The sequence below is a fragment of the Prosthecobacter sp. genome (assembly GCF_044222565.1).
Lineage (GTDB): Bacteria > Verrucomicrobiota > Verrucomicrobiia > Verrucomicrobiales > Verrucomicrobiaceae > Prosthecobacter.
Window position 1 is genome coordinate 12,820 of sequence record NZ_JBGANA010000032.1, and the last position, 26,579, is coordinate 39,398.

Sequence of the window (26,579 nt, forward strand, 5' to 3'; positions counted from 1 at the left end):
GGGTGAATTTCATTGCACGCCCAGCGCCTGAAGCAGCGCGGGAACGATCGACTGGGTGATGCTCATGCCATGATCCTGCTGATACCTGGCTATTGCAGCCAGGGTTTGCGGACCGATGCGGCCATCGATGGGCCCCTGATAATATCCCAGCCGCGCCAGCGCCTGCTGCACAGCGAGTTCATCCGCCGCACGCTGATCATAAGGCTGCAGGGTGTATCCATTGGGAAAGTCTTCGCGCCGGCGGAAGTACTTCACGTCCGGCCCCTCATAGTAGTACGGCGAGTTCGGCGGTCCATAGTAGTAGCCGCGCCCCGCGTATCCCGTTCCCGGGGACAGCACATAGGCCGAACGTGGAGCGGCCAGGTACACCACCTTGGTGTGTTCATTGATGTGCGGGCCCTTCTGCACCACCACCTTGGGCTCAAACTTCTTTTCGAACTTCGGCTCGAATTTCTTTTCGAACTTCGGCTCGGGCTTCTTCACAAACTTCTGCTCGTGCTTGGGCTCGGATTTGTGTTCAAACTTCTGCTCATGCTTCGGGCCGGCCGCTCCATGCTTGTCGCCGCCGCCATGACCGTTGTTTCCGTGGCCGCCTTTGTCCTTGGCAGGAGAGAGAGATGCCGCAGTCAAAGAGATGACCGCAGCCAGCGCCACCGAACTGAAGGTTCGCAGTCGCAAATGGGAATGTGTTTTCATAGGATTGTTTTCGGGGTTGGTGATTGAAAAGATTTTTCCAAGCAGTGCCTGCTCAAGGCTCCACCGTCACCGGCGTGCCCACCTCCACGGAGCGGAAAAAATTCTCCGCCATGAAGCCCGGCATGCGGATGCAGCCATGTGACGCCGGATAGCCTGGCAGGTAGCCTTCATGCATGCCGGTGCCTCCCACGATGCGCATGAAATAGGGCATCCGGGCGCCATCAAACCGCGCGCCTTTCGGTTTCGGGTCCTTGCTGGTGTCCACATCCTTTTGAACGACGTTGCCCTCGGCATCCACGTAGTCGCCAAAGAGGGAGGACACATGATGCAGGTCTTTCTGAATGACGTGGAAATTTCCCGTCACCGTGTTGCGCCCTTCGCGTCCTGAAGAGATCTCAGACACACCTGCGAGCTGCCCGTCCTTGTAGAAGTAGGCGCGCTGTTCAGAAAGACTGACGCGCACCGAAGGTTTTCCCGGCATAAAGTCGCCATTCCAGAACGAAGCGCTCTGCGGTGGGGGGGGAGGAGGCAGCGGTCCGGCGCAGCTGGCGCCCAGCAGGAGCAGAGTGGTGGCAAGGAGGCAGGAGCAAAGGGAGGAGAGGGGCTTCGTCATGATCGGAATCTGGAGGAAATGCAGAAAGGTGCTGCCCATGGAATCGCATGCGCCTCCATGGGAGGCCTTGTGTTTCGTGCTTATTGTTTCCGCCACAGCCAGCCCCTGCTGGCCGTGGCCACCATAATATAATATCAGCGGTGCATCCGCCCACCCCTCCGCGGCCGATTCGTAAGACACAAGCGGTCAACCCACGCTTTCAGCTCACTATGAACCTCCTCCTCATTCTTCTCATCATCCTTCTCATTGGCGGAGGTGGCTATGGCTTCCGTTCTGGAAACCACTACGTCGGCGGCGGCGCAAGCCTCCTCGTCATTGTGCTCGTTGTCCTGCTTCTCACCGGCCGCATTTGACACCGCCCCGCATATGAAACTCATTCCCTTCTGCCTCCTTCTGGCCGCCTGGGGCCTCTCCTCGTGTGCGGAGCCGATGATCACCCGCACCAGCGGATCTCCTCGCGGCACTTACAATACCTACACCAAGCTGCCGCCGAATCACACCGGCAGCACTTATTACCACATGGGCCGTTATTACACCGGCGGCCAGTATCAAACCGGCAACTACGTCCATCAGGGCCGCAAATACACCAGCCGCTACTACCATGCGGGACAGTACTACTATGGCGGGAAGCATCAAAACTACTCGCCCAATCAGTATAACTTCCGGCAGGGCGACTTCCCGGCCGGGAACTACACCGATGGCAACTACCAGGGCGTGAGCTGGAACGGACCAGCGGGTAATTAATGCCTGGCAGGCATGGCTCTCGGTTAACTCGGTCAATGGAAACGAGTCGGGCAGTAGCACGGGCAATCCTGCCCGATGCGGACGTCTTCTTCACGGGCAGGATTGCCCGTGCTACTTTTCGCTTCGGCGTTCTGCGCTCGATGCACGACGAATGTGCTTAACCGTGTGCCGCACATGCGTGGCAGGACTGCGGTGAAACCCGCCCCTTGCTGCACTGCGGCAAGGCTGCATGGCTCACTCCTTTGTCACCGCTTCATCCAGGTTCAGCAGCATGAGGCACAGCCCCGTCCATGCGGCGTGCTCCACCACGTCCAGCGACTCATCCCGCTTGGATTCTCCCACGTGAAGCAGCTTCTCCGCACCGGCGCGATCCGCCGCCTGCTGCTCTCTTAATTTCCCCAGCTGCGCCTTCAGCAGCGCCCGCTCAGCCCCGGATGGCTCACGGCACGTCACGCGACGAAACGCCATGGCCAGCGCCGCATCTTCATTCCTGCGACTGGTCAGCAGCACCCGCTGCGCCAGCGCACGCGCGGCCTCCACATACGTCACGTCATTCAGCGTCACCAGCGCCTGCAGCGGCGTGTTGGTCCGTGTGGCTTTGATCACGCAGGTCTGCCGTGCCGAATTGTCAAACAGCATCGTCGGACCCACGATGCGCCGCCAGAACACATACAGCGTGCGGCGGTACAAAGCCGCACCGTGATCCTGCACATAGCTCTTCTTGCCAAACGTCGCCTCCTCCCAGATGCCCTCGGGCTGGTAGGGCTTCACCGCAGGGCCGCCCATCTGGTCCTCCAGCAGTCCAGACACAAACAAGGCCTGGTCCCGCAGCATCCAGGAGGGCATGCGGAAGCGCGGCCCGCGCGCAAGATGGCGGTTTTCCGGATCGCTCTGCGCATCGCTGATCTTGGATGACCGCTGATACGTCTCGCTCGTCACAATCAGGCGCATGAGCGCCTTCACATCCCAGCCGCTCTCAATGAACTCGGCCGCCAGCCAGTCCAGCAGCTCGCGATGAACCGGCACCTCGCCCTGCAGCCCAAAATCCTCCGCGGTCTTCACCAGGCCCACACCGAAGAAGGCCTGCCAGAAGCGGTTCACCGTCACCCGCGCCGTCAGCGGATTGTCACGGCTCACGATCCATTGTGCGAGTCCGAGCCGGTTTCGCGGAGCGTCCAGCTTCATCGCAGGCAGACTCGCGGGCACATTGAAGCTGACTTTGGTGGCGGTGGGCTTGTCATACGCACCCTTTTCCAAGGTGAATGTTTCCCGCTGCATGGGCAGCGTGTCCATCACCATGACTTTTGTCACAGCATTGGTGGCTGAAACACGCGCGCGCACCGCAGCGAGGAGCTTCTGCAGCAGCTTGGCGTAGGCGGCGTCCTTGTCTTTGAAATAGTTCACCGCCTCCAGCAGCGGATCCACGCCACGGTTTTTCGGCTCCGTCTTGGCAATGTAACTCGGCAGGTTTCCCGGCAGCTTGATGGCCTCGGATTCTGTCAGCGGCTTGCCGGCCTCGCGTGGAAATTTCTTCAGCTCAAACGCCTCCACCTCCTGCGCGACGGCGTTCACCGCGGCAGTCGTCTGTTTCACACGCTCAAGCTCGGCAGGTGTCGAGATGTCCATGGCCGGCGCCGCCTGTCCGCTGCGTCCTCTGCCATCCTCGCTCGTCTGGTTGAAGACATCGTACAGTCCGTAGTAGTCGCGCATGGTCAGCGGATCAAACTTGTGGTCGTGACACTTCGAGCAGCCCATCGTCAGCCCCAGCCACACCGTGCTGGTGGTCTCCACCCGGTCCATCACGTTCTCCACCCGCGTCTCTTCTGCGATGCGCCCGCCCTCGCCATTGATCATGTGATTGCGATTGAAGCCCGTGGCCAGCTTTTGCTCCGGAGTCGCGCCCGGCAGCAGATCCCCCGCCAGCTGCCAGATCGTAAACTGATCATACGGCATGTTCGCATTGATCTCCTTCACCACCCAGTCGCGCCACGGCCACATCGTGCGCTCGGGATCACCCTGATATCCATTGGTATCCGCATAGCGCGCGGCATCCAGCCAGTCCCAGGCCCAACGCTCACCAAAGCGTGGCGAGTCCAGCAGGCGCGCCACGGTTTTCTCATAGTCCTGCTTCAGCTCATCCGCACTCGGCGGCAGCCCTGTGAGATCCAAGGACACCCGGCGCAGCAGAGTCACCGCATCCGCCTTGGGCGCGGGCTTCATGCCTTTCTCCGCCAGCTTTGCGCGCACAAAGGCGTCAATGGGATGCTTGACTCCCACGCTCGGCACCTTGGGCCGTTCGATGCGCTCAAACGCCCAGTGCGTGCCCCACTTCGCTCCTTCGTCGATCCATTGCTTCAGCAGCTGCTTCTGCGCTGCGGTCAGCGTGCGGTTGCTCTTCGGAGTGGGCATCACTTCGTCCGGGTCCGCACTGAAAATGCGTTCGACCAGTGAGCTTTCTCCGCTGCTGCCCGGCTTGATGGCCGCCATGCCATCCTTCACCGCTTTCGCTTCCTTCTCCACATCCAGCCGCAGGTCCCCTTTGCGCTCCTTTGCGTCAGGACCATGACAAAAGTAACACTTGTCCGAAAGGATGGGCTGGATGTCCCGCGAGAAATCAATCGTTCCCGCAGCAAGTGCGGAGCTGAAGCTGAATAGGGCAAGGGCTGGGCGGATCATTCGGCAGTCTTTAAACGATGATCGAACGTTCAGTATTGCCAAACCAGCGCCGCCACCACTAGCATGCGATTTAATGCACATCCCGACCCTGATCGAGCACAAGCGAGACGGCGGAGTCCTCACCTCTGAGGAGATCCATTACGTCATCGGTGCTTTCACTCGTGGGGAAATGCCGGATTATCAGATGAGCGCCCTGGCGATGGCCATCTATTTCCGCGACATGCGTCCGGAGGAGACCGCCGCGCTTACGGAAGCCATGCTGCACAGCGGCTCCATGCTGCTGTGGAATGAGCATGATCCCATGCGCGTGGACAAACACAGCACCGGCGGCATCGGCGACAAGACCTCGCTCATCCTCGCCCCGCTGCTGGCCTGCGACGGCGTCTGGGTGCCCATGATTTCCGGACGCGGCCTCGGCATCACCGGAGGCACGCTGGACAAACTGGAGAGCATTCCCGGATTCCGCACTCAGCTCAACGAGGTGGAAATTCATGAAGTCATCGACCGCGTCGGCTGCGTCATGGTGGGCCAGACCGCGGGCATCTGTCCTGCTGACAAAAAACTATACGCCCTGCGCGACGTCACCGCCACCGTTCCGAGCATCCCGCTCATCACAGCGAGCATCATGAGCAAAAAGCTCGCCGAAGGTCTGGACCGCCTGGTGCTGGACGTGAAGTACGGCTCCGGCGCTTTCATGAAGACGCCGGAGGAAGCCCACCGCCTGGCGGAGAGCCTCGTCACCGTCGGCCAGGCCATGGGCGTGCGCTCCAGCCTGCGCCTGAGCTCGATGTATGAGCCGACCGGCGAGTCCGCGGGCAATGCGCTCGAAGTCGCCGAATGCGTGCGCTGCCTGCAAGGCCGCGGACCGCAGGACTTGGAAGACATCGTGCTCGATCTCGCGTCCGCGGTCTCCATTTCTTCACGTTCCGATCTCGCCGCCATGCTGCACCGGGGAGATGCGTGGCGCAAATTTCAGCAGATGGTCGCCGCGCAGGGTGGCAGCGTTGAGGCGCTGGAGAAGATGACGTCCATCCATCGCGCCCCCTTCATCGGCGAACTCAAAGCCACGGCCAGCGGAACTCTTTTCCGCATGGATGCCGGCGTCATCGGCCAGGCCATCCTCGAACTCGGCGCCGGCCGCTCCAAAGCCACCGATCCCATCGACTTTGCCGTTGGCTGCGACCAGATCGCCAAAGCCGGCACGCAGGTCCAGGCGGGCGATGTCCTGCTGCGCGTGCATGCCCGCACCAAAGGCGCGCTGTTTCGCACGCTGGATGTCCTTGCGGAGTGCGTGGAGATTGTGTGAGGCGAAGCGAAGCAAAGTACTCGTGAGCTTTAGCTCACTCTGGGAGCATTCGTCCCTTCCAGAACGAACTGAAGTTCGTCAGTACTTTGCTTCGCCACGGCGCTCTTGCCAGTTTGCGGTGTAAATCCGTGTTATCCTGACGTTTGCCTCCTCCATGAACCGCCGCCGCTTTCTCCAGACCACTGCCGCCGCCGCCCTCCTGCATGAATCCGCACAAGCCGCCCCACCGGCCACCCGCATCATCGACACGCACACGCATTTTTATGATCCCACCCGGCCCGGCGGTGTTCCGTGGCCCACGAAAGGCACCCCGCTCTTCCGAACCGTTTTACCGGCAGACTGGCTCGCGGTGGCGGCACCCCACGGCGTCAAAGAAACCGTCGTCGTCGAAGCCAGTCCTTTGCTGGAAGACAACCAATGGATTCTCGACCTCGCAGCAAAGGAGAAGAGCATCGTGGGCTTCGTCGGTCATCTCGATCCAGGAGCAGACTTCGCAGCAAATCTGCAGCGCTTTGCCTCAAACCCCATCTTCCGCGGCGTGCGCTGGAGCGGCGCGCATTTGCAGGATGCCACAAAGCAGGAAGCCGTGCTCTCGGGTGCCAAAGCGCTGGCCAAGCACGGACTCGAACTCGACTTGAACGGCGGCCCCACCTATCTTCCCCAGGCCGCCAAACTCGCCGCCGATGTGCCCGACCTGCGCGTGCTCATCAATCACCTCGGTGCCTCCGGCGATCCTCAGTCTCTGCGCCCCGAGTGGAAGGAAAACATCCGAGCCGCGGCAAAACAGCCCAACACCTTCATGAAGGTCTCCGCCCTCGTGGAGCAGGTGAAATGCGAGTACGGCAAGGCGCCTTCCGACACCGCCTATTACCTCCCGGTTCTCGATCATCTCTGGGAATCCTTCGGCCCCGACCGCCTCATTTACGGCAGCAACTGGCCTGTCTCCGACAAAGGCGCGACGTATGACGGCGTCTTCAAAATCGTGGACGAATACTTCCGCGGCAAAGGCAGCGAAGCATGCGAGAAGTACTTCTGGAAGAACTCCAAGGAGGCGTATCGCTGGGTGGATCGCAATGAACAAAGATGACCTTTAGAGCTTGACGGTAATACACAAGTCCATACCCCTTAGTCCTAATGAAGGCATCTCAGGATTTAATTGCTTTTGTCGCAGATCTCCAAAATGACGCGAGGATCGCTGCGCAAACTGCTGAATATTCACATGGTGTCGGTTTTCTTGACAACAGTAAATTTGCCGGGTTGATGGCTGGATGTCGGTTGTTGATCACAAAACTCGGTCCTTTTGGTAAAGTTTGGGATGAAATGCTTCAGCCACCTGAAGGCCGCCTTCTATCAGATCTGGAAAAAATTAAAGGCGTGTTGGATACAATTTCCGATGCACTACAGAAAGGACGCCTTTCGACGTTCGAAGAACTTGTTGGAGCTGAAGTTCTCGGCGATCTTCTCGAACACGCCGAAGTTTTAATCGCAGCAAAGTATAACCTTGCTGCAGCGATCATCCTACGAGCAGTTCTTGAAGAGCGGCTTCGCAAGCTATGCGCAAGCAATAACTGCACACCTACTAACTCGCGACCAACGATCGAAAGCTTTAAGCAGTCGTTATATTCAGCTCAGATTATCGACAAGATCAGCGTCAAAGATGTTGACTGGATGGCGGGCGTTGGAAATGCAGCAGCTCACAATTTGCCCGAGTATAAGGATGAAGATGTCCCGCAGCTTTTTCAACGCGTCACAGCATTTTTAGTTCGCTTTTCCGTAGCATGACTCAGACGCATGAGCCAGCGCAGCCGGATCATTCAGTGTTTGATCGCATCGAAGAACTGGCCAGCAAGTCCACCGAAGGCACACTGACGGCTGACGAGCGCAATGAATATGAAGACCATGTCCACGCCAACAAGCTTGCCGCCGCGTTGCGCCGACAGGCCCGCAAAACGCGATCCGAGACGGCATCGTGATCTGGCTTCCTGCTGATACCTGATTTAAAGTCATTCGACATTCCTCACTCTGGTTTCGTCATTCTCATTCATGCGCCTCGTCCTCCAACGCGTCTCCTCCGCCTCCGTCACTGTCGATGGCAGCATCACCGGCCAGATCGGCACCGGCTTCATGATCCTCGCTGGCATTGAGCATGAAGACACGCTCGAAGATGCGACGTGGCTGGTGCAGAAGGTCACGCAGATGCGCGTCTTTGGCGATGCGGAAGGGAAGATGAATCTCAGCGTCAAAGATGTCGGCGGAGATCTGCTGGTGGTGAGCCAGTTCACGCTGCATGCCAGCACGAAGAAGGGAAACCGCCCCAGTTTCATCCGCGCCGCACGTCCCGAGACCGCCATCCCACTTTACGAGCAGTTTCTCGCGTTGCTGGAAACCGAGCTGGGCAGGCCCGTAGCGCGCGGCATCTTCGGCGCCGACATGAAAGTTGCCCTCGTCAACGACGGCCCGGTGACCATCTGCATCGATTCGCGGGCGCGGGAGTGAGAGGGATCAAAGGGCAATGATGTCTTGTGTGAGCAAGGGCAGAAGCCGCTCGATGTTGGGTCTCGGGTACAGGCTCGTATGTTGTTTCAAATACTGGTCATGGCAGGTCAGAACTGGGAATCCGCCATACTGAAATGCCTTGCGAAAAAAATCAGTGTAGGTGAGGCTCTCGCCGTCTTCCCGCTTTACGGCATCGAACTCGAGACAAGGCAGTGAAAATCCATCACTATCATTATTGCTGGCGCAGCCACCCGTGATGAGGCAGGGCACCGGATCTTCCTGGTACAAGTTCATCTTCTCCCGCCGGTAATGCTCCCTGAGCTCCTGATGCTGCTCCTTCAGTTCGGCCCACGCCAGCATGGCTTCATCAAGGCTCCAAACCAAAAGTTCGTAATGCCATTCCAACCCCTTCAAGTCGGAATCGCTCTGTCGAAATTGATCTTCGCTCTGACCAAAATCCAGGCTCTCCACACGCGCATACCACTCTCTGACCACAAGAGGGAGTGTTCCCATTTCCCGCTCAAACGCATTCACTTCGCGATAACAAGGCTCTTCACGAACCACGAGCGCTTTTTTGGGCCGCCTGAAAGCATAACCAAGCCCCAGGAGCCTTGAGTGAATCTGTTTGACGTTGCGAACAGCTCTCGAAACGAACTCGCGCGCGACCGCCGCAGCATCCTCGACAACCGCTGAATCTCGAACGGCCGTTCCCATAGCCAAAAGCTCGGAGCAAACCTCCCGGCATTCTCCATTTTTGTAGCGGTCGTAATAGGTCATGCGGGCCAATGATTGACCACAGACTCACTTTGTCGAGCCAGGTCGTTCCACCTGCCACCCATGCATTAAAACGAAGAAGGGCGGACCGAAGTCCGCCCCTCTCGTTTGGCTTTTCCAGGTTTTGGGGGTTGGAAAATCAGGCGAGCCGTGGCTTCACCAGCGTCTCTAGGCGGTTCACGCCACGGCGTATGCGAGCTTTGATCGTGCCAAGCGGCTCATGAAGTCGCTCAGCCACTTCGGCCTGCGTGAGACCGCTGAAATAGGTGAGCTCAATAGCCTCGCGCTGATCCTGAGTGAGCCGGGACACGGCGCTGTGCAGGATGGTGTCGCGTTCCTTGAACTCCAGGTTCTCATGGCCGGAGGGTTCGAACTCAAACTGGTCTTTCTTGTTCTCCGTCTCAAAATCATCGTTGAGCCGGGACCGGCGCTGCTTGGAGCGGATGCGGTCGATGGCGCGGTTGCGGGCCAGAGTGGTCAGCCAGGTCAAGGGCTTGCCTTTGCGAGATTCGTAGAGGTGGGCTTTGTTCCAAACCTGCACAAGGACCTCCTGCATCACGTCCTCGGTGTCATGGTGGTCGTTCAATACATTGGAAATGGAGGCGAAAATGAGTCCGCTGTATTTTTTATAAAAGGTCTGGAAGCTCGCCGAATCACGTTCCGAGATGCGCTTCAGAAGGCGGATATCCTCGGCGACGTTGGGGTCTAACTCAGGTGGGGGTTCAGTCGCGTTCATGATGGATGGATGGGTCTGACGGGTTAATAATTGCGACAAAAAGCCGTTTCGTCAAAGATTTGTTTCAGTTTTGCCTAACTTTTTGCCGATTTTGTCTAACTTGATCCATTCTTTCGATCTCCCATCGACTCCGCTTGGGATGAGATGGATGGATCAACGATTTATTCCCCCGAACTGAGTGCGCTGGAGAGTTTGAGTGCCCAAGCGCTCCTCTTTGTATCCGCACCCAGAGGGAATCTGGATGTACAAAATGTGCCCTGCAGGTCCCCCTCCACGGCAACAGTCCGCATTTTCACGATCCCGCCCCACCTCCACCGTCACTCCGCCTTCTCTCTTGCGCAGCGGGCGAATCCGCCGACTCTACGCGCCCTTTTTTCCGCCATGATCCCCAACGCCTACCGTTCCCTTCACTGCAACGCCGTCCGCTCAGAGCACATCGGCCAGACCGTCACACTCTGTGGCTGGGTGAATTCGGCTCGCGACCATGGCGGCGTCATCTTCATCGACCTGCGCGACCGTGAAGGCCTGACCCAGGTGGTGTTCCGTCCGGAAGAAAACGCCGAGCTCGCCGCGCAAAGCCATCACCTGCGCGATGAGGACGTGCTGCAGATCATCGGCAAGGTGTCCGCCCGCCTCAAGGGAACCGAAAACGCCAAGCTGGGCACCGGCGAAGTCGAAATCGTCGCCACCGAGTGCAAGATCCTGAACAAGGCCGATGTGCTGCCCTTCCAGTTGGACCGTGAGCTGTCCAACGAGGACATGCGCATGAAGTACCGCTATCTGGACCTGCGCCGCGAGCGCATGAGCAAGAACATCCGCACGCGCCACAAGATCACCAACGCCGCGCGCAACTACCTGGACGGCGCAGGCTTCATCGAGGTAGAGACCCCCATCCTCAGCAACCCGACGCCCGAAGGCGCGCGCGACTTCCTCGTGCCCGCACGTCTGAACCCTGGCAAATTCTACGCTCTGCCCCAAGCCCCGCAGCAGTACAAGCAGCTCATGATGGTGGCCGGCTTGGAGCGCTACTTCCAGATCGCCCGCTGCTTCCGCGACGAAGACCTTCGCGCCGACCGCCAGCCCGAGTTCACCCAGATCGACATCGAGGCCAGCTTCATCCAGCGCGATGACATCGTGAACCTCGTCGAAGGCCTGCTCGTGAGCATGTTCAAAGCCGGCACCGGACGCGACATCCCCGCGCCCTTTCCGCGCATGACCTACCAGGAGGCCATGGACCGCTACGGCTCCGACAAGCCCGACACGCGCTACGGCAACGAGATCGTGGACATGGCCGACGTCTTTGCGAACAGCGGCTTCAAGATCTTCCGCACCACCATTGAAAACGGCGGCGTCGTGCGCGCCATCAATGCCAAGGGCTTTGCCGGCATCACCACCGGTCAGATGATCCGCCTCAACGAGATCGCCACGCAGGCCGGCATGAAAGTGAAACAGCTCGCCTTCATCAAGGTGGAGCGCGATGCCAACGGCGTGCTCGAGTACAAGAGCCCGCTGTGGAAGTTCTTCAGCGAAGACGAGCAGAAGGCCCTCATCGCCAAGCTCGGTGTCGAGGAAAACGACATCGTCTTCTTCTACGCCGGCACCTGGCAGGAGGCCTGCGACATCCTCGGCCGCGTGCGTGTGGAGATCGCTAACATGACGCAGCTCACCAAGGACAGCACCGCGCTGAACTTCCTGTGGGTCGTGGACTTCCCGCTGCTGGCCCAGGATGCGGAGACGCAGAGCTGGGTGGCCGTGCATCATCCCTTCACCCGTCCGAAGACCGAGGACATCCCGCTCATGGAAGCCGGCGAATACGCCAAGGTGCGCGCCGAAGCCTACGACGTGGTGCTCAACGGCTACGAACTTGGCGGCGGTTCCATCCGAATCCATGAAAAGGATCTGCAAGCCAAGCTCTTCAGCGTGCTCGGCGTGAACGAAGAGGAGCAGGCCCACAAGTTTGGCCACATCCTCGACGCCTTCCGCTTTGGCGCCCCGCCTCACGGCGGCCTCGCGCTCGGCCTGGACCGCATCGCCATGCTGGTCAGCGGAGAGGACAGCATCCGCGAAGTCATCGCCTTCCCGAAAAACAACAAGGGCAGCGACTTGATGACGGACAGCCCGACGCAGATCGACTTCAAGACCCTGCGGGAGATCTACATCCAGAGCACGTTCAAGGAGAAGAAGCCGGAGGCGGCAGCAGCCACAACGCCCACAGCATAAGGCAATCCTATCTTCGAATCATAAAAGATCCTCTGCTCCGCAAGGGCAGAGGATTTTTTTATCTCCTCAGCGCCCCCATCAGCGCGTCCAGTTCCTCCCTCACATCTCCCGCCTGCCCTACCGTCTGCGCGATCTCCTCTTTCACTGCTTCGCGGAAACGTTTTCGCAGTCGGTGGATGGCCACCTTCACGGCCTCCACGCTCATGCTCAGCTTCGCGGCGGCTTCGCTCTGGGGCGTGGCGTCCGCTTCAGCGGTCAGCCAGGGCTTCAAGGCATCGAAGTGATCTGATTTGCCCTCCGCGCGCATCTCGGACTCCAGCCTCCCCATGGCACGCGCCAGCACCGTGAGCGCCCACTGACGGTCAAACGCCGCGTCAGGCGCATCCACGGTCGCATCAGCAATCTGCAATCCCGCGCCTGTCGCATCCGCTTCATGCTCGATCACCGCATGCACCTGACCGCCGCCACGCTTCGCCGCATGATCCCGCGCACGCCGATCCGCCGCGAAGCGCTTCAAGGCCGTGAGCAGGTAGCTGCGAAATTTCCCACGCAGCGGGTCCGCCCCATCGATCGCACCACCGGCGAGCAGCTTGGCGAAAAAATCATGCGCCAGATCCCGCGCCACATCTTCAACACGGCCATCCCGCCGCAGAAAGGCCACCACGGGTGCATAGTAGGCCGCACAAAGCTCGCTCAACGCCACACGCGCCTGTGCATCATCGCCGCGTGAGCGGGAAACGAGCGTCCAGCGGGTGTCGTGAAAACTGTGAGTCATTCAGGAATGAAGATTTGATCTTCCGGTTCGAGCTCAAGTTTCATCTTGTCACTTTGGAGCAAGTCAGCGGAGATGCTCTGACCGTGGCGGATGACGAGTGCCTTGGAGGGTTTCGCATAGGAGGTGAATCCATCGGCTAGGGAGATGGCTTGCCCAAGAGTCATCCCAGATTTGAATCTTACCGGTCCTGTGTGCTTGCATCCGGAGAGCATGTACACCACGTGCGTCTGGGGCATGGCCGGCCGCGCATCGGCTCCAGCAGACGAAGGCGGTGGCAGAATTGGCAGCATGACCTTGTCATAGACAGCGGTCTGCAGCTTTCGACTGCGAACCTGAAACGATGCCACCTCCCGCAGCAAAGCCCCGAACTCGACCCTCTCGATCCGTGTGCCGTCGTTGGTGCTGTCGAGGCGTCCGGATGAGCCAATCCGACCGCCGTTTTTGAGCGTGGCGATCACATCATAGAACGTGTCTTCATCCGCAGGCTTCGACCACGAGACAAACGCCCGATGGTCTTCATCGTCTCCCAGTCCCGCCAGCAAGCAGCGTGGCCCCAGGTTGAGAGCGCCATGAAAATCGGGGCTTAGGACAGGGCCCTCCTTCCATGGGCCCATGCTGTAACGCAGGACCACACGCACTGCGGAAGGCAGGCGGCCGCGCCGGCCAGGGCTCACCACCACCGACATCAAAGAATTATCCGCGCCGTCGGACGTGTCGAAGCTCCATCCGTTGTATCTTTTCAGATCATCCTCCCGGTTCTTCAGCTCCTGTCCGTTGACGTCTGTGAGCTCCACTGTGAGCCTGCTATGGCGGTCAATGTCCGGATGCTCAAACCACAGGTGCAGCCAGCAGGTCTCATCATCGACGATGGGAGGCACATAGCCGAAGGCATGGTTGATGTGTGACATGCTCTTTGAATCTGTCACCGGCGTCCCTTCCGGGGTATAAACAGGATCCTTGAACTGCTGGCGCTTCAAAGCCAGCCGGACAAACTCCAGCACCGGCTTTCGGTCCAGCGCTTTGGATGTGCCTTGATCCACGGCTTGAGGTGCCGCCTTGGCATCCGCTCCTGCCTTCCCCAGCGCCAGAGGCCAGTACGGAAACAGCATCTTCCCAATGATCTTGTCCCACGGCATGAAGAACTCCTCCGGACTGCCGCCACGTTTCAGCAGCAGGCCCTTGGGTTCCACGACCACCACGCGGGCCAGCCACGTCTGGCCGCTCTCATGGGCAAAGGCGATGAGATCGCCGGGAGCGAAGCCCGTATTGAGGCGGGAGGCCATCCAGTAGCTGCCTCTGGCCACACCGGGCTCGTTTCCAGTGGGAGTGGAATAAGACGCACAGATGAAGGCCTTGATGAAGAAGGCCAGTACCAGCGCTGGGACCACCTGCTCGATGTTTCGCACCAGCCGGTGCGGCTTGATCTCCGGCCCGCCCACCGGGTGGCGGCGCATCCACACCAGCGTGGACACCACCGCTGCCGCCACGCTTACCAGGGTCAGTGTCAGCGCCGCCCACCCATACGCATGCTGATGCCGCGGCAGCTGATAAAACCCCGCGATGCCCGCGGCGATGACGCTGAACGACCATCCAAAGAGATGCCGCCCAAAGAACGCATTCACCTCATACCAGCGCTTTTCCGAAACAAAGGTCGAAGGCAGGCGCACACCATACAAAGAATTCATTGGTACCAGCCGCAGCCAGAGCGGCAGAGCCATCACGGCCAGCAGCACACCCGCCCCTTCGATGGCGGAGGCAGTGATGGCCTGTGCACTCAGACCATTCCCAGTGCTTCCAGTATTCCACCAGTGGTGGGACATCCAGGTGAGAGCCAAAAACAGCAGGAATGAAAAGGGCAGCAGCCACAGCACGCGGGAGGGGCGCTCGTGCCATGCAGTCCTGCTTTGTGCCCCGCCCTGCGCTTCAAATTCAAGCTGCCTGCGCGCCCACCAAGGCATGACGAGCGGCGGTACCAGCAGCGGCAGCCAAAGCCAGCCGATGATGAAAGCGCTTTGCCTGGTCACCCACACCAGCCACTGCAGCAGGGGTGGCATCTCCACCACGTTCGTGAGCACCCGCGGCGCATGCACCTGGCCGCCCATGCCGCTCACCAGCGCATACACCTGCCCGCCACAAGCATGCACCCCAGCCGCATAGCCACCCAGGGCCTCCCAGCCTAGCGCGATGCCCCCTGCGGCCAGCAGCCCCAAGCTCAGTCCTCCATAGGCCAGCAGCAGCGCCAGCGCACAGCCACCCCACGAGATCAACCCGATGCTCATGCCACCGACAGCCACACCACCCACGGCCATGCCACCAAAGGCAAACAGCCCGCGCGCATAGCCTCCACAGGCCACGACGCCAATGGCCCTGTCTCCAAACGCAAAGAAGCCGCGTGCCGTACGCTTCTGCCCTGTCGCGGGATCAATGCCCTTCGTCACATGCACCAGCGGCCTGCCCAGCAGCGTGCGCTTGGACTTGTATTCAAAGCTGGCAAACTGCCATGCCAGCGAGTTCCGCGCCTGCGGTGGCATTGCGGCGATGCCCTCAATCTGCGTCTTAAACTCTCCCGCGCTCTGCTGGCGTTGCGCACGGTCTTTCGCCAGCGCGCGGAACACCACTTCGTCCATGTTGCCATTCACCGCCGCTTTTTCCGAAGGCGCGGCAAAGCGGCCCAGCGGCAGCTCGCCGGTGAGCATCTCATAAAAGACCACGCCCAGGCTGTAGATGTCCGCGCGGTGGTCCACGCTGCCAGGTTTTTCGATCTGCTCCGGCGCCATGTACGGTGCGGTGCCCAGCTTCGCTCCGCTCTGCGTCAGCATCATGCCGCCATCACCATCTTCATTCAGAATCTTGGCGATGCCGAAGTCGGCGATCTTCACCCGGCCCTTCGTGTCCAGCAGCACGTTCTCCGGCTTGATGTCCCGGTGCAGCACGCCCTGGCTGTGCGCATATTGCAGCGCCTCGCACATCACCGGGATGATGTTCAGCGCCTGCTCCGGCGTGAAGCGTCCCGCGCGCATGGCCTGGCGCAGGTTTACTCCGTCCACGTATTCCATGATGAGGTAGCAGAACCCGCCGCTCTCACCAAAATCATGCACCGTGACGATGTTCGGATGGCTCAGGCGCGCCAGCACGCGCCCCTCCCGCGTAAAGCGCTCCGCAAAGCCCGGCGTGGCTGCCAGCGACTTTGGCAGCACCTTCAGCGCCACCACGCGGTCCAGCTTCGGCTGCCGTGCTCGGAAGACCGCACTCATGCCGCCGTGTCCAATGAGGTCCAAGACTTCAAGATCCGGAAAAGCAGCGGCGATTTCCTCCAGCGAGGGAAGATCAGCCCGTGACAGTGGCAGCGTGTCAGCGCCACCATCCGTCGGCATGGCAGCGGCAGCCATGAGATCAGCAGGGTTCAGACCGTGGAAGGGATCAGGGGAAGAGTTGGGAGAGTCCATGATACCGGCTGCATGGGGAAAGTGGCGGCAGAGGTTACACACGATCCTCAGGCCCGGGTTAAAAACTTCATCCGCGGCCGTGGAATCCCTCCTTGCGAAAATCGAGCTGTGCCGTCACACTCGCCATCCAACCACCTAATTCCCAATCATGCGCCCCCTCGCGCTGCCAACCTTTTTTCTGCTACTCATGTCGATCTCCGGTTCGTCACCTGCCGCCAGCGTCGAATCTTCCAGCTGGGGCAAGACCGCCGCTGGAGAAGAGGTCAAACTTTTCACCCTGCGGAATGCGGGCGGCATGGAGGCGAAGATCACCAACTGGGGCGGTTACATCGTCGCCCTCAAAGTGGCGGACAAAAAAGGCCAGTTTGCCGATGTCACACTCGGCTTTGACAAACTCGACGGCTACCTCGGCAAGAATCCCTTCTTCGGCTGCATCGCAGGCCGTTACGCCAACCGCATCGGCGGCGCGAAGTTCACGCTCGATGGCGTGGAGCACAAAGTGACGGCCAACTCCGGCAAGCACCAGCTGCATGGAGGCAAGGAGGGCTTCGACAAGAAACTCTGGGCCGCCAAAGAGGTTCCCAATGGCGTGGCACTCACCTACACCAGCGCCGATGGCGAAGAAGGCTACCCCGGCACCCTCAAATGCACGGTGACCTACACGCTCACCGAAGACAACGCTCTGAAGATCGACTACCAGGCCACCACGGACAAGCCGACCGTGCTGAACCTGACCAACCACGCTTACTTCAACCTCGCCGGTGAAGGCAGCGGCGACATCCTGGGCCATCATCTCACGATTCCCACCGAACAAATCACCGCTACGGATGATGATCTCATCCCCACCGGAGAGATCGCCAGCATCAAGGGCACACCGCTGGACTTCACCGCCCCGCATGCCATCGGCGAGCGCATCGGTGCGGACTTCAAGCCGCTCATTCAGGGCATCGGCTACGACCACAACTACGTCCTCCCCGGCACCGGCAGGGAAATGAAGCTGGCCGCCGTGGTGAAGGAGCCGACCTCCGGCCGGGTGATGACCGTGCGCACCACCGAGCCCGGCGTGCAGCTTTATACCGGAAACCACCTCAATGGCGTGCCCGGAAAAGCAGGCCACATTTATGCAAAGCGTCATGGCTTCTGCCTGGAAACGCAGCATTATCCAGACAGTCCAAATCATCCGAACTTTCCCAGCGTGACTCTGCGTCCGGGGGAAACCTTTGAAAGCACCACGATCTACCAATTTTCTATCTCCGAGTGAGCGCCACCACCACCGTCCTGACCGATCGAGTCCCCCTGTTTGAAACCCAGCCGCCTGCCTTCATTCAGGAGCAGGATTTCGCCGCCAGGCAGTACCGCGGCCGTCGCGACAACCAGGAGGACTACTATGCCTTTGCGGACGCCGCGGAGCCGGAGGAGCGCAGCCTGGAGCGCCTGCTTCTTGTCATCGGAGACGGCCTCGGCGCGCATGCCGGCGGCAGCGTGGCCAGCTACATCGGTGTAAACGCCTTTGTGCGTGCCTACCATGAGCAGGACGGCCCCCACTCCTGGAAGCTCAAGCATGCCGTGGAGACGGCCAATGAAACTCTCGGCATCATCACCAGCCGCATGCCCAGCGTGGCTCCGCCCATGGGCACCACCATGGTGGGCGTGCTCATCACGCCAAAAACCATGGAATGGATCAGCGTGGGAGATTCCCCGCTCTTCCTGTTCCGCGATGGCGAACTGATCCGCCTTAATGCGGACCACAGCCTTTCCCCCATCATCGATGCACGTGCCGCACGCGGCGAGATCACCCGCGAGGAGGCCGAAAACCACCCCGACCGCCACACCCTGCAGGCCGCCCTGCTCGGCATGCCCCTGGCGATGATCGACACTCCAGCGGAGCCGTGGATCCTCAAGAAAGGCGACATCATCATCGCCGCCAGCGACGGCATCTTCACCCTCTCCCACAAGGCGCTGGAGGAACTGCTCAGCTTTGGCAAGCACACCACCGCCGACAAGATCGCCGATGCGATCATCTTCGCCATCCGCCGCATCAACAACGACCGCCAGGACAACACGACAGTGGGCGTGGTGAAGATCGGGTAAAGTAGTCCAGAACTTTAGTTCGTCCGGATTGGGGCTGGCCCCGCCCCATGCCCCCAATCCACGAGCTAAAGCTCATGACTACTTTGCAACGACCGCCAGGACAACACGACGGTGGGCGTGGTGAAGATTGGCTAAAGTAGTCCAGAACTTTAGTTCGTCCGGATTGGGTGCGGCCTCGCCCCATGCCCCCGAACCACGAGCTAAAGCTCATGACTACTTTGCAACGACCGCCAGGACAACACGACAGTGGGTGTGGTGAAGATCAGCTAAAGTAGTCCAGAACTTCAGTTCGTCCGGATTGGGTGCGGCCTCGCCCCATGCCCCCGAACCACGAGCTAAAGCTCATGACTACTTTGGCTCAAAGCCCCAGCTCCCGCTTCACGATGCCCACGCCCGCCACCATGCTGGCGAGCTTCTTCTTCGCCGCCCAGCGCGCCGTCTGGCTCAGTCCGCAGTCCGGCGCAAACACCAGCTTGTCTGCGGGCGCATGCTTCAAACACGCACGCACCGCATCGGCGATCTGCTCCGGCGTTTCAATGTGGTAGCTTTTCACATCGATGATGCCCACGGCTACGTCGTAGCGCTCGGCCATCGGCTTGATGACCTCCATCTCGGCATATTCGCGGTTCGCCATCTCCACGTGCACCTCGTCGCAGTGCAGATCGAGGAAGGCGGGGAACAGCGGCGCGTATTTGCGCCAGCCCACCGGGTGGCCTTTGAAATTCCCAAAGCACAGGTGCGTGCAGATGCGCGCCTTGCCGTATCCGCTGGCCACCGTGCGGTTGAAGATGTCCACAAAGCGCTTCGTGTCTTCGCGGTAGCCATAGCAGCTCATGCTCGGCTCATCCACGCAGATCTCCTCCGCCCCTGCCGCGACGAGATCTGCGATCTCCCGGTTCACGATGGGCAGCAACGCCTCTGTAATCGCGTAACGATCTTGATACGTCACATTCGGCGCCAGCCGTCCGCTCAGGGTGTAGGGTCCAGGAACGGAGACTTTCAGGCGCTTGCCCGTGTGCCCAGCCAGACGCTGGAGGCGCTTGAACTCCTCCACCACGCCCAAGCCGCGCGGCGCGCGCAGTTCGCCGACGATCTCATGCTTGCCTCGCTGATCATGCGCCGGTGGCCCGAACCGCCGCGGGCTGGCCGGCTCCAGTGCGATGCCCTCGATGAATCCGTAGAAGGACAGGTTAAAATCAAACCGCGTCTGCTCCCCGTCCGTGATGACGTCCAGCCCTGAGGCGATCTGGTCCTGAATGGCCACCTGCGCCGCATCGTCCTGCATTTCGGCGATGTCGGCACTGCCAAATTCGGCCAGGTGCCGTGCTGAAAACTCCAGCCAGCCCGGAAAGGGATAACTGCCAATGACGGAGGTGCGGAGAGGCTGGGATTGCATGGTGGGACGAGCTTAACGACGCAAGTGACTCATCGTCAAAGCCCCGCCCCAAAAGCACAACGAGTCTGGCTGAAAGCTGCAATGCCCAAGGCGGGCCTAAATTGAATCTTAGTTTAGGTTACAACAGTTATACTAATCATGGATAGTACTACCGCAACCATCCAGCCTTATGAAAATCAACCAACGATTTATATTTGCGTTAGTTAATTATTTTACCATCACTACATTGTCCGCCCAGACCACACTCGTCGGTGCTGGTAGCAGCTATAGTGACATCTTCCCTTCTTCGACCCCCGTCGTTTATGACGTACCGGGAGGCGGGCTGCTCTCACTCACCCTTTCGAACGGGTCCACCACCGCCACCCGTGGGCTGTGGGACCTCACCGCTCAAGGAGGGGCCAATGCGACGATCGTGCTAAGCCTCACCGAGTCCGCCGCCCAGGTCTCGTTGACAGGCTCGGCTCTGCAGTTCGGCATCAGCAATGACAACAACTCCCTCCTCGGCCTCCTGGGGTCTGGCACCAGCATCCACTATGCCTGGGATGCTGTGGCCTACTTCGACACTCCGGGGAGCGTTCTCAGCTACGCTGCCGACACCCATTACAATGTGAGCTTTGCCGTGGACGGCAACAACGGCCTCCTCAGCTCCGTCGCAGGACTCACGCCCAGTTTCACCTTTGAGCTGATCGACAGCCTGGGAAACACTCTCAGCAGCGACAGCAGCGGCACCCTGATCAACATCGCCGGCCTGCTGGGCACCGGAGTGCCCACCGGCACGGTGAGCCTCGACTACACGCTCGGCGGCACCGTCCCGAGTGGTCCCATCGGTGTGCGCTTTCATGGAGACGCCGTCGTCGGCGCCACAGCTTTGAGCCTGGGCACGGACTTTGCCACCATTTCAGACTTGAACATCACCGCCACCCCAGTGCCGGAACCCGGCGGCAGCATGCTCATCGCCTCCGTCGGCATCGTGTTATTGATCCGCAGAAGGCGGCTGGGATTCTGCTGACATCTGCCCGTTCACCCCTGCTGCCGCATCATTCTGCGGCAGCAGGCGCGGCGGGTTTGATTCCGGCCTCTTCCAACATGCGCCGGTATTCACTCTGAAAATCTGTGCGCTCATGAATGACCTGCTGGTTCTTGATGTAGCGGATCACCGCTTCCTTTTCGTGAACCGAAAGGGTAAAAGCCGCATACCCCTCCTGCCAGCCGTCAAACTCTGGAAAGGCAACGGATTTGCCGATCCATTCCGTCGTTCCTGTTTTCAGCTCGCGCATGTAATCCTCCAGCGACAGCATCGGATGCAGGGCCATCAAAACATGCACATGATCCTCCATCGCATTGATGCGGTAGAGCGGGCAGTTCAGCTCCAGATGAATTCCCCACGCACAACGAAAAAAGTCCTCCCGCCGGTCCGCATGCAGCACCGGCGCGCAATCCTTGGTGGATAACACGATGTGATAGAGGATCTGCGTGCAGGTGCTGTCCATGGCACAATCTCAAACCTCAGGCCCCCAGCCCAGCATAATACTTCGCGATCCGCCGTGCGTGCTCGTCATACGCAGCTTCAAACAGTTCCGTCGCCTTCGCGGCACCCACCACCGCGCCGGCTGTGAGCACTTTCGGCGGCTGTCCGGCTTTCGTCAGTCGGTCGGCCACCTCCGCCTTGATCGCGTTCACCAGCAGGCACCCGCCCACGGTGCTGCCAGGCGCCACCGGCGTCTCCAGCCCCTCAATTTTGATCATCGCATCCCCCACCGGCGCGCCGGTATCCAGAACGATGTCGGAGAAGTCCTGCAACTTCTTCCCATCGCGGTGCCGGCTCGTGCTGGCTTCGCTGTGTGTGGTGCTGATGATCGCGACCACCTTCACCCCACGGCGTTGAAATTCCTCGGCCATCTCCACCGGCACCACATTGCAGCCGCCACTGGAAATCACCAGCGCACTGTCCCCTGCCTTTAGGTCAAAATTCCGCAAAATGCGGGTCGCGAAGCCGCTCACGTTTTCCAGGAACATCGCCTGCCGCTGCCCATTCGCGCCGACAACGAGATTGTGGAAGGTCAGCGACAGCTCCACGATGGGATTGAAGCCCGGAAAGGAGCCATACCGCGGCCACATTTCCTCCACCAAAATGCGGCTGTGGCCGGAGCCAAACACATGCACCATCTGCCCGGCGAGAATCGTCTGCGCGAACATATCGGCCGTCTGTTGAATGAGCGGGAGCTGATCACGGACACGATTGAGAAGGCCTTGGCTGGCGTCGAGGTATTGGAGGGCGGGAGTCATGAGTTTTGAAGAAGATTGAAAACAGAGCCAAGGCACCCGGCGCTGTCGCCGAGCGTGGCAGGAACAATGCGGGCCGCATTTCCACCGGGCCGCCATTCGAAGCCATCGAGAGCCTGCTGCAACGGGCCAAACAAGCGCTCCCCTGCCCCAGTGGCAATGCCACCGCCGACGATGACGACCTCGGGATCGAGCACATTGATGAGAGAAGCGATGGCGGCGGCGAGATGCTTCACCGATTTCAGCCAAACCTGCGCTGCATGCTCATCACCCGCGCCGTAGGCATCCAGCAGCGCATGCGTGGTGGCATAACGCCCGTCTCCGCGCTGGGCGATGGTCTGATTGCCAATGGAATCTTCCAGACTGCCCGGCGTGTTAAAATCGTCGCACACCGCATTCGCATCCACCGTGATGTGCCCGAGATGCCCGGCCCTCCCGATCTTTCCTTTGATGAGGCGGCCTCCGCTCCACACCGCGCCGCCCACGCCTGTGCCCAGTGTCAGCATGAAAGCGTCCTGTGTATCCTTCGCTGCACCCGCCCACACCTCTCCCAGCAGCGCCGCATGCGCATCATTCAGCACCCGGCAGTCGCGCTCAAGAAAGGCGGACCAATGAAATTTTTCCAGCCCATGCATGCGCCCCGGCATCCAGTCGATGCAATGCCCGTCGGGATTGGCCAGCCCTGGTGCGGACAGACCCACTCGCAGCTTGTGCCCGGCCTGGGCCTCAAGTTCATGCACAATCTCGCGCACCGTGAGGGCAAAGCGAGGCGTGTCGCCCTCGAACTCGCCATCGCGCGTGGGCCGCGAGAGCGTGGAAAGCGTCTGCGCGGTCTGCGTGTTCACCAGCGCAGCCTTGATGTTGGTGCCGCCGAGATCGATGCCGATGGCGAGGTTTAAAAATTCAGGTTTCAATTTTCAGGTCGGTTGGATCTCACGGTTTCTGGGAGCTTGCATGTCTTAGATCGGACAACCTCAAGACTTCGTCATGATGCCCCAACCACTCTTTTGCGGGCTCATAGCCTTGTGCCGCGGCTTTTTTTAGCCAAATCACCGCACTTTCCCGCACTTTACGATCAGGATTCTGGATCAGAATCGCGTAATAACTGCACTGTGCTTCTGGAACACCTCTGTTGGCAGCCAGAAGCAGATATTCACCAGCTTTAGGATCGTGTTGGTGTGCGTAGTATTTGTGCAACATCCAGGCAGAATAGCCGTCTCCTTCCGCCACATGATGCTCGAAGCCTTTCACATGTTCCGGCGCTAGATACCGAGGGTCGAGTTTTTTCAGCTCCGACAAGGGCTGTGCTTTCGATTCCTGCTGACCCATTAACCCGCAGGATGTGAAACAGCATAATGCGCCAAACAAAATGAGTCTGGAATTCCCCGGCATCATCACGAATGAAGCTGTCCTTCGCTAACTGTCCACCCGCCATCCACCGCCAGCACCTGCCCCGTGATGAATTTCGACTCAGGCGAGAGCAGCATCAGAGCCGCAGCATCGCAGTCCTCAGGCTGGCCGATGCGACCGCCATCGAGAGGCTGCTTGGTTTTGACAAAGTTCATGATGTTCTCGTTGCTCACCGCCCGCTGGGACATCGGCGTCTCCACCAGCGCGGGGGCGATGACATTCACGCGGATGTTTTGCGGCGCATAATACGCGGCGATGGATTTGCTAAACCCGATGATTCCCGCCTTCGCCGCCGCATAGGCATGCGAGGCAAAGAACTGCGCCGAGGGCGAATACCCCAGCACACTGGCCATGTTCAGAATCACCCCGCCTGTGCCCTGCTTCAAAAACTGCCTCACCACCGCACGATTCGAATAGATCACCGAGTTCAAATTCAGATCCAGCGTGTAGCGCAGCCCCTCGTCCGTGATTTCATGCAGCGGCCCGTCTCCCCGGCTGCGTCCGCTGCCGCCGGCCACATGATACAGCGCATCCACCCGGCCAAACTCCCCCACCGCCAGCTCCACCGCCCGCTCCGCCGCCTCCGGCGTGGCAGCGTCCGCCGCAAAGCCACGCGCCTTCGAGCCGAGTGCCTGCACCGCCGCATCCACATTCACCTGCGACCGGCTCGTCACCACCACCCGCGCCCCAGCAGCCACGAACTTCTTGGCCGCCGACAGCCCGAGGCCCGTCGTGCCGCCCATGAGGATGATGTTCTGGCCGGAAAGGGAATGCATGGGCGGAATGTCGAATGGCAATTGAAGAATGTCGAATGGCAGACGTTAATGAGGCCTCATGAACACACGCCGCCATTTCATCCGCAACCTCTCTGCTTTGGCTTTTACGACTCCGTTGATGGCGGAAACGACGAAAACGAAAAACACCGTGTGCTTCTTCACCAAGCATCTCATCGGTCTCAGCTACGACGAAATCGCCACCCTCGGCGCGGAGATGGGCGTCAACGGCGTCGAGTCCCCCATCCGCCCCAAAGGCCACATCGAGCCCGAAAAGGTCGTCGATGAACTCCCCAAATACATCGAGGCGCTGAAAAAGCAGGGTCTCGAAATGACCATCCTGACCTCCGGCATCAATGAGGTCAGCAAGGAGCAGCGTACGGAGGAAGTCCTGCGCACCGCCGCCAAGCTGGGCGTGAAGCGCTTCCGCATGAACTACTACAAGTACGACCTGAAGCAGCCCATCTGGGACCAGCTCCAGGCCGTGCGCCCCAAGATCAAGGACCTCGTCGCCCTGTGCAAAGAGATCGGCATCCAGCCCATGTTCCAAAACCACAGCGGGCAGGACTACTTCGGCGCGCCTGTGTGGGACATTTTCTCGATCATGCGCGAATACCCCGCGCAGGACTTCAGCTTCGCTTTCGACATCCTGCACGCCACCTGCGAAGGCGGCAAATCCTGGCCCCTTGAGTTCAACCTCGTCAAAGACCACATCGGCGCCGCCTACTTCAAAGACTACAAATGGGACGGCCGCAAACTCGTCACCGTCCCCCTCGGCGAAGGCCAGGTGGACCCCGCCTACGGCAAGATGCTCATGAAAACCGGCTACACCGGCCCCATTTCACTGCATCTGGAATACCTGGAGGGGAACCCGAAGGATGCCGCCGTGCTGAAGAGCTTCCGCGAGGCGCACGTGCGGGATATGAAGACGCTGAGCGGGTGGCTGGGGTGGGCGTGAAGGATCGGGTTCGTTTCGTCGGGAAAGGAGCGGCCTGCAACCCAGTTCATATTAAACACGAAAATATCACACCATAGCGCGTCATATTCCACAATCCTGCAACCTATCTTCGGCATACGCATCAAAAACAACAACCATAAAACCCCAACGCCGTTGGTACTCGACAAATCTGTCGTACATAGTGCAGAATACGTACTCGACAGATTTGTCGGCTATCAAATAGTTCGCCCAAACCTCAGGTCACCCAACATGCCAACCAATGCAACTCCTGATTCGTGGTATCGATGTATGGATAAGGGCTGTGCTTTGGTTCGTAGACATCCGGACCATCCGGCATACCGTCGTCCGGGCCTCCCCAAATTAACGGTGTTTCACATTCCTAGCTTTTATGATGCTACGGGGTGGACGGTCAGGGAGTTGCCCCGCAGAGCAGGCTTCGAACTACAGCGAGTCATTTGGCACCAGAAGGCCGACTCGGATCGCATCGAGAGGCTGATGAGAGGGGAGATTATTGCACAGTCAGATGAGCCCACGATGTCCGCCGCCATTGCGACGATTGATGCCGACTCTTGGACGCCACGCTATGAGGCACTCCGTGTCATCGAGATTCCATTGATACCGGAGCGGCCTATGGGTTTGGATGGCGAGTCACTTGGTTTGCGCGTTTCCGGCCACATCGATATTGAGTGGTGGGGTAATGGCCCATTACCGTGGGCGACCTTGAATAGGTGGATCCTCGACACCATCTCCTATTTTCGCACGTTGATCCCATGACCCACAGCCATCACAACCATCCAGGGCGAACAAGGCGCGGCTGGACAACCGCTGGGGCCGCTCTGTCGGCGAAGCTTTCCAAAACTTTAACCCGCCATTCCGTCTCGACGCTCACCCCCTCCCCTGCGGTGCCAGCGCTTAAAACGTTAGGCATCACTACACGTCATGCACGTTCGCATCATCAGCACTCCGCCAGGCGACGCACCAGAGCGAGTGCGTGACGCCTGGATTGGTCTCGACCTTCCGCTTGCCGTCACAGGCCAGCGAGACTTTGAGACCTTGGGCGTTCTCTCTGCTCCGAGGAGCAGGCTTGGCTGGTTCTTTGCGCGTCTCTTTGGCCGGACCCGGAAGGAGAGAGGCTACGTTGTGGACGCGCTTCAGGCCGTTGAGTTGCTCACTCCACATGCGCCCG

At 59.8% G+C, this 26,579-nt stretch carries 27 protein-coding genes; 13 read left to right on the plus strand and 14 right to left on the minus strand.

All coding sequences use genetic code 11. The features are described from left to right. Positions 1-9: 9 nt before the first annotated feature. Together ACILSR_RS29665 and ACILSR_RS29670 are read right to left on the minus strand one after the other, a co-directional pair. Positions 10-696 carry a peptidoglycan-binding protein gene (locus ACILSR_RS29665; protein WP_395753447.1) on the minus strand — a complete coding sequence of 229 codons (687 nt, stop codon included), beginning with the start codon at positions 694-696 and terminating at the stop codon, positions 10-12. Between the two features lie 52 nt (positions 697-748). Beyond that, entirely contained in the window at positions 749-1,309 is a 561-nt protein-coding gene (locus ACILSR_RS29670; RefSeq protein WP_395753448.1) for a L,D-transpeptidase family protein, read from the minus strand. A gap of 209 nt (positions 1,310-1,518) precedes the next feature. Here ACILSR_RS29670 and ACILSR_RS29675 point away from each other — a divergent pair, with 209 nt between their 5' ends. Both ACILSR_RS29675 and ACILSR_RS29680 read left to right on the plus strand, forming a co-directional pair. Continuing rightward, positions 1,519-1,662: a DUF3309 domain-containing protein gene (locus ACILSR_RS29675; protein ID WP_395738887.1), complete on the plus strand. Its 144-nt coding sequence runs from the start codon at positions 1,519-1,521 to the stop codon at positions 1,660-1,662. A gap of 13 nt (positions 1,663-1,675) precedes the next feature. Continuing rightward, complete coding sequence (locus ACILSR_RS29680) at positions 1,676-2,053, plus strand: hypothetical protein (RefSeq protein WP_395753449.1); 378 nt, start codon at positions 1,676-1,678, stop codon at positions 2,051-2,053. Positions 2,054-2,287: 234 nt separating this feature from the next. Here the strand turns inward: ACILSR_RS29680 and ACILSR_RS29685 are convergent, their stop codons facing one another. Beyond that, positions 2,288-4,729, minus strand: coding sequence for a PSD1 and planctomycete cytochrome C domain-containing protein (locus ACILSR_RS29685; protein WP_395753450.1), 2,442 nt, complete (start codon positions 4,727-4,729; stop codon positions 2,288-2,290). A 73-nt stretch (positions 4,730-4,802) separates the two neighbouring features. Here ACILSR_RS29685 and ACILSR_RS29690 point away from each other — a divergent pair, with 73 nt between their 5' ends. The 5 genes from ACILSR_RS29690 to dtd all read left to right on the plus strand — a co-directional run bounded on the left by ACILSR_RS29690 (position 4,803) and on the right by dtd (position 8,531). Next, positions 4,803-6,035, plus strand: coding sequence for a thymidine phosphorylase (locus ACILSR_RS29690; RefSeq protein ID WP_395753451.1), 1,233 nt, complete (start codon positions 4,803-4,805; stop codon positions 6,033-6,035). A gap of 154 nt (positions 6,036-6,189) precedes the next feature. Next, positions 6,190-7,122 carry an amidohydrolase family protein gene (locus ACILSR_RS29695; protein WP_395753452.1) on the plus strand — a complete coding sequence of 311 codons (933 nt, stop codon included), beginning with the start codon at positions 6,190-6,192 and terminating at the stop codon, positions 7,120-7,122. A 47-nt stretch (positions 7,123-7,169) separates the two neighbouring features. Beyond that, the gene (locus ACILSR_RS29700) at positions 7,170-7,817 is read left to right on the plus strand and encodes a hypothetical protein (protein WP_395753453.1); all 648 of its coding nucleotides are present in this window, start codon (positions 7,170-7,172) and stop codon (positions 7,815-7,817) included. Continuing rightward, a complete protein-coding gene (locus tag ACILSR_RS29705; protein ID WP_395753454.1) occupies positions 7,814-8,008 on the plus strand; it encodes a hypothetical protein in 195 nt (64 codons plus the stop codon). The genes ACILSR_RS29700 and ACILSR_RS29705 overlap by 4 nt, the downstream gene beginning before the upstream one ends. Positions 8,009-8,078: 70 nt before the next feature. Then, the gene (dtd, locus tag ACILSR_RS29710) at positions 8,079-8,531 is read left to right on the plus strand and encodes a D-aminoacyl-tRNA deacylase (RefSeq protein ID WP_395753455.1); all 453 of its coding nucleotides are present in this window, start codon (positions 8,079-8,081) and stop codon (positions 8,529-8,531) included. Between the two features lie 6 nt (positions 8,532-8,537). Here the strand turns inward: dtd and ACILSR_RS29715 are convergent, their stop codons facing one another. Continuing rightward, positions 8,538-9,308 (minus strand): hypothetical protein, encoded by a 771-nt coding sequence (locus ACILSR_RS29715; protein ID WP_395753456.1) that lies wholly within the window; start codon positions 9,306-9,308, stop codon positions 8,538-8,540. 136 nt (positions 9,309-9,444) lie between these two features. Next, entirely contained in the window at positions 9,445-10,041 is a 597-nt protein-coding gene (locus ACILSR_RS29720; protein WP_395753457.1) for an RNA polymerase sigma factor, read from the minus strand. A gap of 381 nt (positions 10,042-10,422) precedes the next feature. On the opposite strand from ACILSR_RS29720, the gene aspS reads away from it, so the two are divergent. Then, positions 10,423-12,261, plus strand: a complete 1,839-nt coding sequence (gene aspS / locus ACILSR_RS29725; RefSeq protein ID WP_395753458.1) for an aspartate--tRNA ligase — start codon at positions 10,423-10,425, stop codon at positions 12,259-12,261. A gap of 58 nt (positions 12,262-12,319) precedes the next feature. Here the strand turns inward: aspS and ACILSR_RS29730 are convergent, their stop codons facing one another. Both ACILSR_RS29730 and ACILSR_RS29735 read right to left on the minus strand, forming a co-directional pair. Then, positions 12,320-13,036, minus strand: a complete 717-nt coding sequence (locus ACILSR_RS29730; protein ID WP_395753459.1) for an RNA polymerase sigma factor — start codon at positions 13,034-13,036, stop codon at positions 12,320-12,322. Beyond that, positions 13,033-16,482 carry a protein kinase domain-containing protein gene (locus tag ACILSR_RS29735; protein ID WP_395753460.1) on the minus strand — a complete coding sequence of 1,150 codons (3,450 nt, stop codon included), beginning with the start codon at positions 16,480-16,482 and terminating at the stop codon, positions 13,033-13,035. The genes ACILSR_RS29730 and ACILSR_RS29735 overlap by 4 nt, the downstream gene beginning before the upstream one ends. 148 nt (positions 16,483-16,630) lie before the next feature. Between ACILSR_RS29735 and ACILSR_RS29740 the strand changes: the two genes are divergently transcribed. After that, positions 16,631-17,743, plus strand: coding sequence for an aldose epimerase family protein (locus ACILSR_RS29740; protein WP_395753461.1), 1,113 nt, complete (start codon positions 16,631-16,633; stop codon positions 17,741-17,743). Next, positions 17,740-18,573 carry a PP2C family protein-serine/threonine phosphatase gene (locus ACILSR_RS29745; protein ID WP_395753462.1) on the plus strand — a complete coding sequence of 278 codons (834 nt, stop codon included), beginning with the start codon at positions 17,740-17,742 and terminating at the stop codon, positions 18,571-18,573. The genes ACILSR_RS29740 and ACILSR_RS29745 overlap by 4 nt, the downstream gene beginning before the upstream one ends. A 358-nt stretch (positions 18,574-18,931) precedes the next feature. Here ACILSR_RS29745 and ACILSR_RS29750 read toward each other — a convergent pair whose 3' ends face one another. Beyond that, complete coding sequence (locus tag ACILSR_RS29750; protein WP_395753463.1) at positions 18,932-19,969, minus strand: methionine synthase; 1,038 nt, start codon at positions 19,967-19,969, stop codon at positions 18,932-18,934. 169 nt (positions 19,970-20,138) lie between these two features. Between ACILSR_RS29750 and ACILSR_RS29755 the strand changes: the two genes are divergently transcribed. After that, the gene (locus ACILSR_RS29755) at positions 20,139-20,978 is read left to right on the plus strand and encodes a hypothetical protein (protein ID WP_395753464.1); all 840 of its coding nucleotides are present in this window, start codon (positions 20,139-20,141) and stop codon (positions 20,976-20,978) included. A 28-nt stretch (positions 20,979-21,006) separates the two neighbouring features. Here the strand turns inward: ACILSR_RS29755 and tnpA are convergent, their stop codons facing one another. The 5 genes from tnpA to ACILSR_RS29780 form a co-directional block, all read right to left on the minus strand. Then, a complete protein-coding gene (gene tnpA / locus ACILSR_RS29760; protein ID WP_395753465.1) occupies positions 21,007-21,459 on the minus strand; it encodes an IS200/IS605 family transposase in 453 nt (150 codons plus the stop codon). A gap of 16 nt (positions 21,460-21,475) precedes the next feature. Further along, positions 21,476-22,255, minus strand: coding sequence for a sugar isomerase domain-containing protein (locus tag ACILSR_RS29765; RefSeq protein WP_395753466.1), 780 nt, complete (start codon positions 22,253-22,255; stop codon positions 21,476-21,478). Continuing rightward, on the minus strand, positions 22,252-23,166 hold the full coding sequence (locus ACILSR_RS29770; RefSeq protein WP_395753467.1) for an ROK family protein: 915 nt from the start codon (positions 23,164-23,166) through the stop codon (positions 22,252-22,254). Before ACILSR_RS29770 ends, ACILSR_RS29765 begins: the two co-directional genes overlap by 4 nt. A gap of 19 nt (positions 23,167-23,185) precedes the next feature. Then, complete coding sequence (locus tag ACILSR_RS29775; protein WP_395753468.1) at positions 23,186-23,581, minus strand: hypothetical protein; 396 nt, start codon at positions 23,579-23,581, stop codon at positions 23,186-23,188. Between the two features lie 65 nt (positions 23,582-23,646). Further along, a complete protein-coding gene (locus tag ACILSR_RS29780) occupies positions 23,647-24,438 on the minus strand; it encodes an SDR family NAD(P)-dependent oxidoreductase (RefSeq protein WP_395753469.1) in 792 nt (263 codons plus the stop codon). A 58-nt stretch (positions 24,439-24,496) separates the two neighbouring features. On the opposite strand from ACILSR_RS29780, the gene ACILSR_RS29785 reads away from it, so the two are divergent. Together ACILSR_RS29785 and ACILSR_RS29790 are read left to right on the plus strand one after the other, a co-directional pair. Beyond that, on the plus strand, positions 24,497-25,393 hold the full coding sequence (locus tag ACILSR_RS29785) for a sugar phosphate isomerase/epimerase family protein (RefSeq protein ID WP_395753470.1): 897 nt from the start codon (positions 24,497-24,499) through the stop codon (positions 25,391-25,393). A gap of 534 nt (positions 25,394-25,927) precedes the next feature. Continuing rightward, positions 25,928-26,167: a hypothetical protein gene (locus ACILSR_RS29790; protein ID WP_395753471.1), complete on the plus strand. Its 240-nt coding sequence runs from the start codon at positions 25,928-25,930 to the stop codon at positions 26,165-26,167. A 156-nt stretch (positions 26,168-26,323) separates the two neighbouring features. On the opposite strand, the gene ACILSR_RS29795 is transcribed toward ACILSR_RS29790, so the two are convergent. Further along, positions 26,324-26,572 carry a hypothetical protein gene (locus ACILSR_RS29795; protein ID WP_395753472.1) on the minus strand — a complete coding sequence of 83 codons (249 nt, stop codon included), beginning with the start codon at positions 26,570-26,572 and terminating at the stop codon, positions 26,324-26,326. Positions 26,573-26,579: the final 7 nt, after the last annotated feature.

Coding starts and splice junctions, on each gene's coding strand:
- ACILSR_RS29665 (WP_395753447.1), bottom strand. CDS start 696: ATGAAAACACATTCCCATTTGCGACTGCGAACCTTCAGTTCGGTGGCG.
- ACILSR_RS29670 (WP_395753448.1), bottom strand. CDS start 1,309: ATGACGAAGCCCCTCTCCTCCCTTTGCTCCTGCCTCCTTGCCACCACT.
- ACILSR_RS29675 (WP_395738887.1), top strand. CDS start 1,519: ATGAACCTCCTCCTCATTCTTCTCATCATCCTTCTCATTGGCGGAGGT.
- ACILSR_RS29680 (WP_395753449.1), top strand. CDS start 1,676: ATGAAACTCATTCCCTTCTGCCTCCTTCTGGCCGCCTGGGGCCTCTCC.
- ACILSR_RS29685 (WP_395753450.1), bottom strand. CDS start 4,729: ATGATCCGCCCAGCCCTTGCCCTATTCAGCTTCAGCTCCGCACTTGCT.
- ACILSR_RS29690 (WP_395753451.1), top strand. CDS start 4,803: ATGCACATCCCGACCCTGATCGAGCACAAGCGAGACGGCGGAGTCCTC.
- ACILSR_RS29695 (WP_395753452.1), top strand. CDS start 6,190: ATGAACCGCCGCCGCTTTCTCCAGACCACTGCCGCCGCCGCCCTCCTG.
- ACILSR_RS29700 (WP_395753453.1), top strand. CDS start 7,170: ATGAAGGCATCTCAGGATTTAATTGCTTTTGTCGCAGATCTCCAAAAT.
- ACILSR_RS29705 (WP_395753454.1), top strand. CDS start 7,814: ATGACTCAGACGCATGAGCCAGCGCAGCCGGATCATTCAGTGTTTGAT.
- dtd (WP_395753455.1), top strand. CDS start 8,079: ATGCGCCTCGTCCTCCAACGCGTCTCCTCCGCCTCCGTCACTGTCGAT.
- ACILSR_RS29715 (WP_395753456.1), bottom strand. CDS start 9,308: ATGACCTATTACGACCGCTACAAAAATGGAGAATGCCGGGAGGTTTGC.
- ACILSR_RS29720 (WP_395753457.1), bottom strand. CDS start 10,041: ATGAACGCGACTGAACCCCCACCTGAGTTAGACCCCAACGTCGCCGAG.
- aspS (WP_395753458.1), top strand. CDS start 10,423: ATGATCCCCAACGCCTACCGTTCCCTTCACTGCAACGCCGTCCGCTCA.
- ACILSR_RS29730 (WP_395753459.1), bottom strand. CDS start 13,036: ATGACTCACAGTTTTCACGACACCCGCTGGACGCTCGTTTCCCGCTCA.
- ACILSR_RS29735 (WP_395753460.1), bottom strand. CDS start 16,482: ATGGACTCTCCCAACTCTTCCCCTGATCCCTTCCACGGTCTGAACCCT.
- ACILSR_RS29740 (WP_395753461.1), top strand. CDS start 16,631: ATGCGCCCCCTCGCGCTGCCAACCTTTTTTCTGCTACTCATGTCGATC.
- ACILSR_RS29750 (WP_395753463.1), bottom strand. CDS start 19,969: ATGCAATCCCAGCCTCTCCGCACCTCCGTCATTGGCAGTTATCCCTTT.
- ACILSR_RS29755 (WP_395753464.1), top strand. CDS start 20,139: ATGAAAATCAACCAACGATTTATATTTGCGTTAGTTAATTATTTTACC.
- tnpA (WP_395753465.1), bottom strand. CDS start 21,459: ATGGACAGCACCTGCACGCAGATCCTCTATCACATCGTGTTATCCACC.
- ACILSR_RS29765 (WP_395753466.1), bottom strand. CDS start 22,255: ATGACTCCCGCCCTCCAATACCTCGACGCCAGCCAAGGCCTTCTCAAT.
- ACILSR_RS29775 (WP_395753468.1), bottom strand. CDS start 23,581: ATGGGTCAGCAGGAATCGAAAGCACAGCCCTTGTCGGAGCTGAAAAAA.
- ACILSR_RS29780 (WP_395753469.1), bottom strand. CDS start 24,438: ATGCATTCCCTTTCCGGCCAGAACATCATCCTCATGGGCGGCACGACG.
- ACILSR_RS29785 (WP_395753470.1), top strand. CDS start 24,497: ATGAACACACGCCGCCATTTCATCCGCAACCTCTCTGCTTTGGCTTTT.
- ACILSR_RS29790 (WP_395753471.1), top strand. CDS start 25,928: ATGTCCGCCGCCATTGCGACGATTGATGCCGACTCTTGGACGCCACGC.
- ACILSR_RS29795 (WP_395753472.1), bottom strand. CDS start 26,572: ATGTGGAGTGAGCAACTCAACGGCCTGAAGCGCGTCCACAACGTAGCC.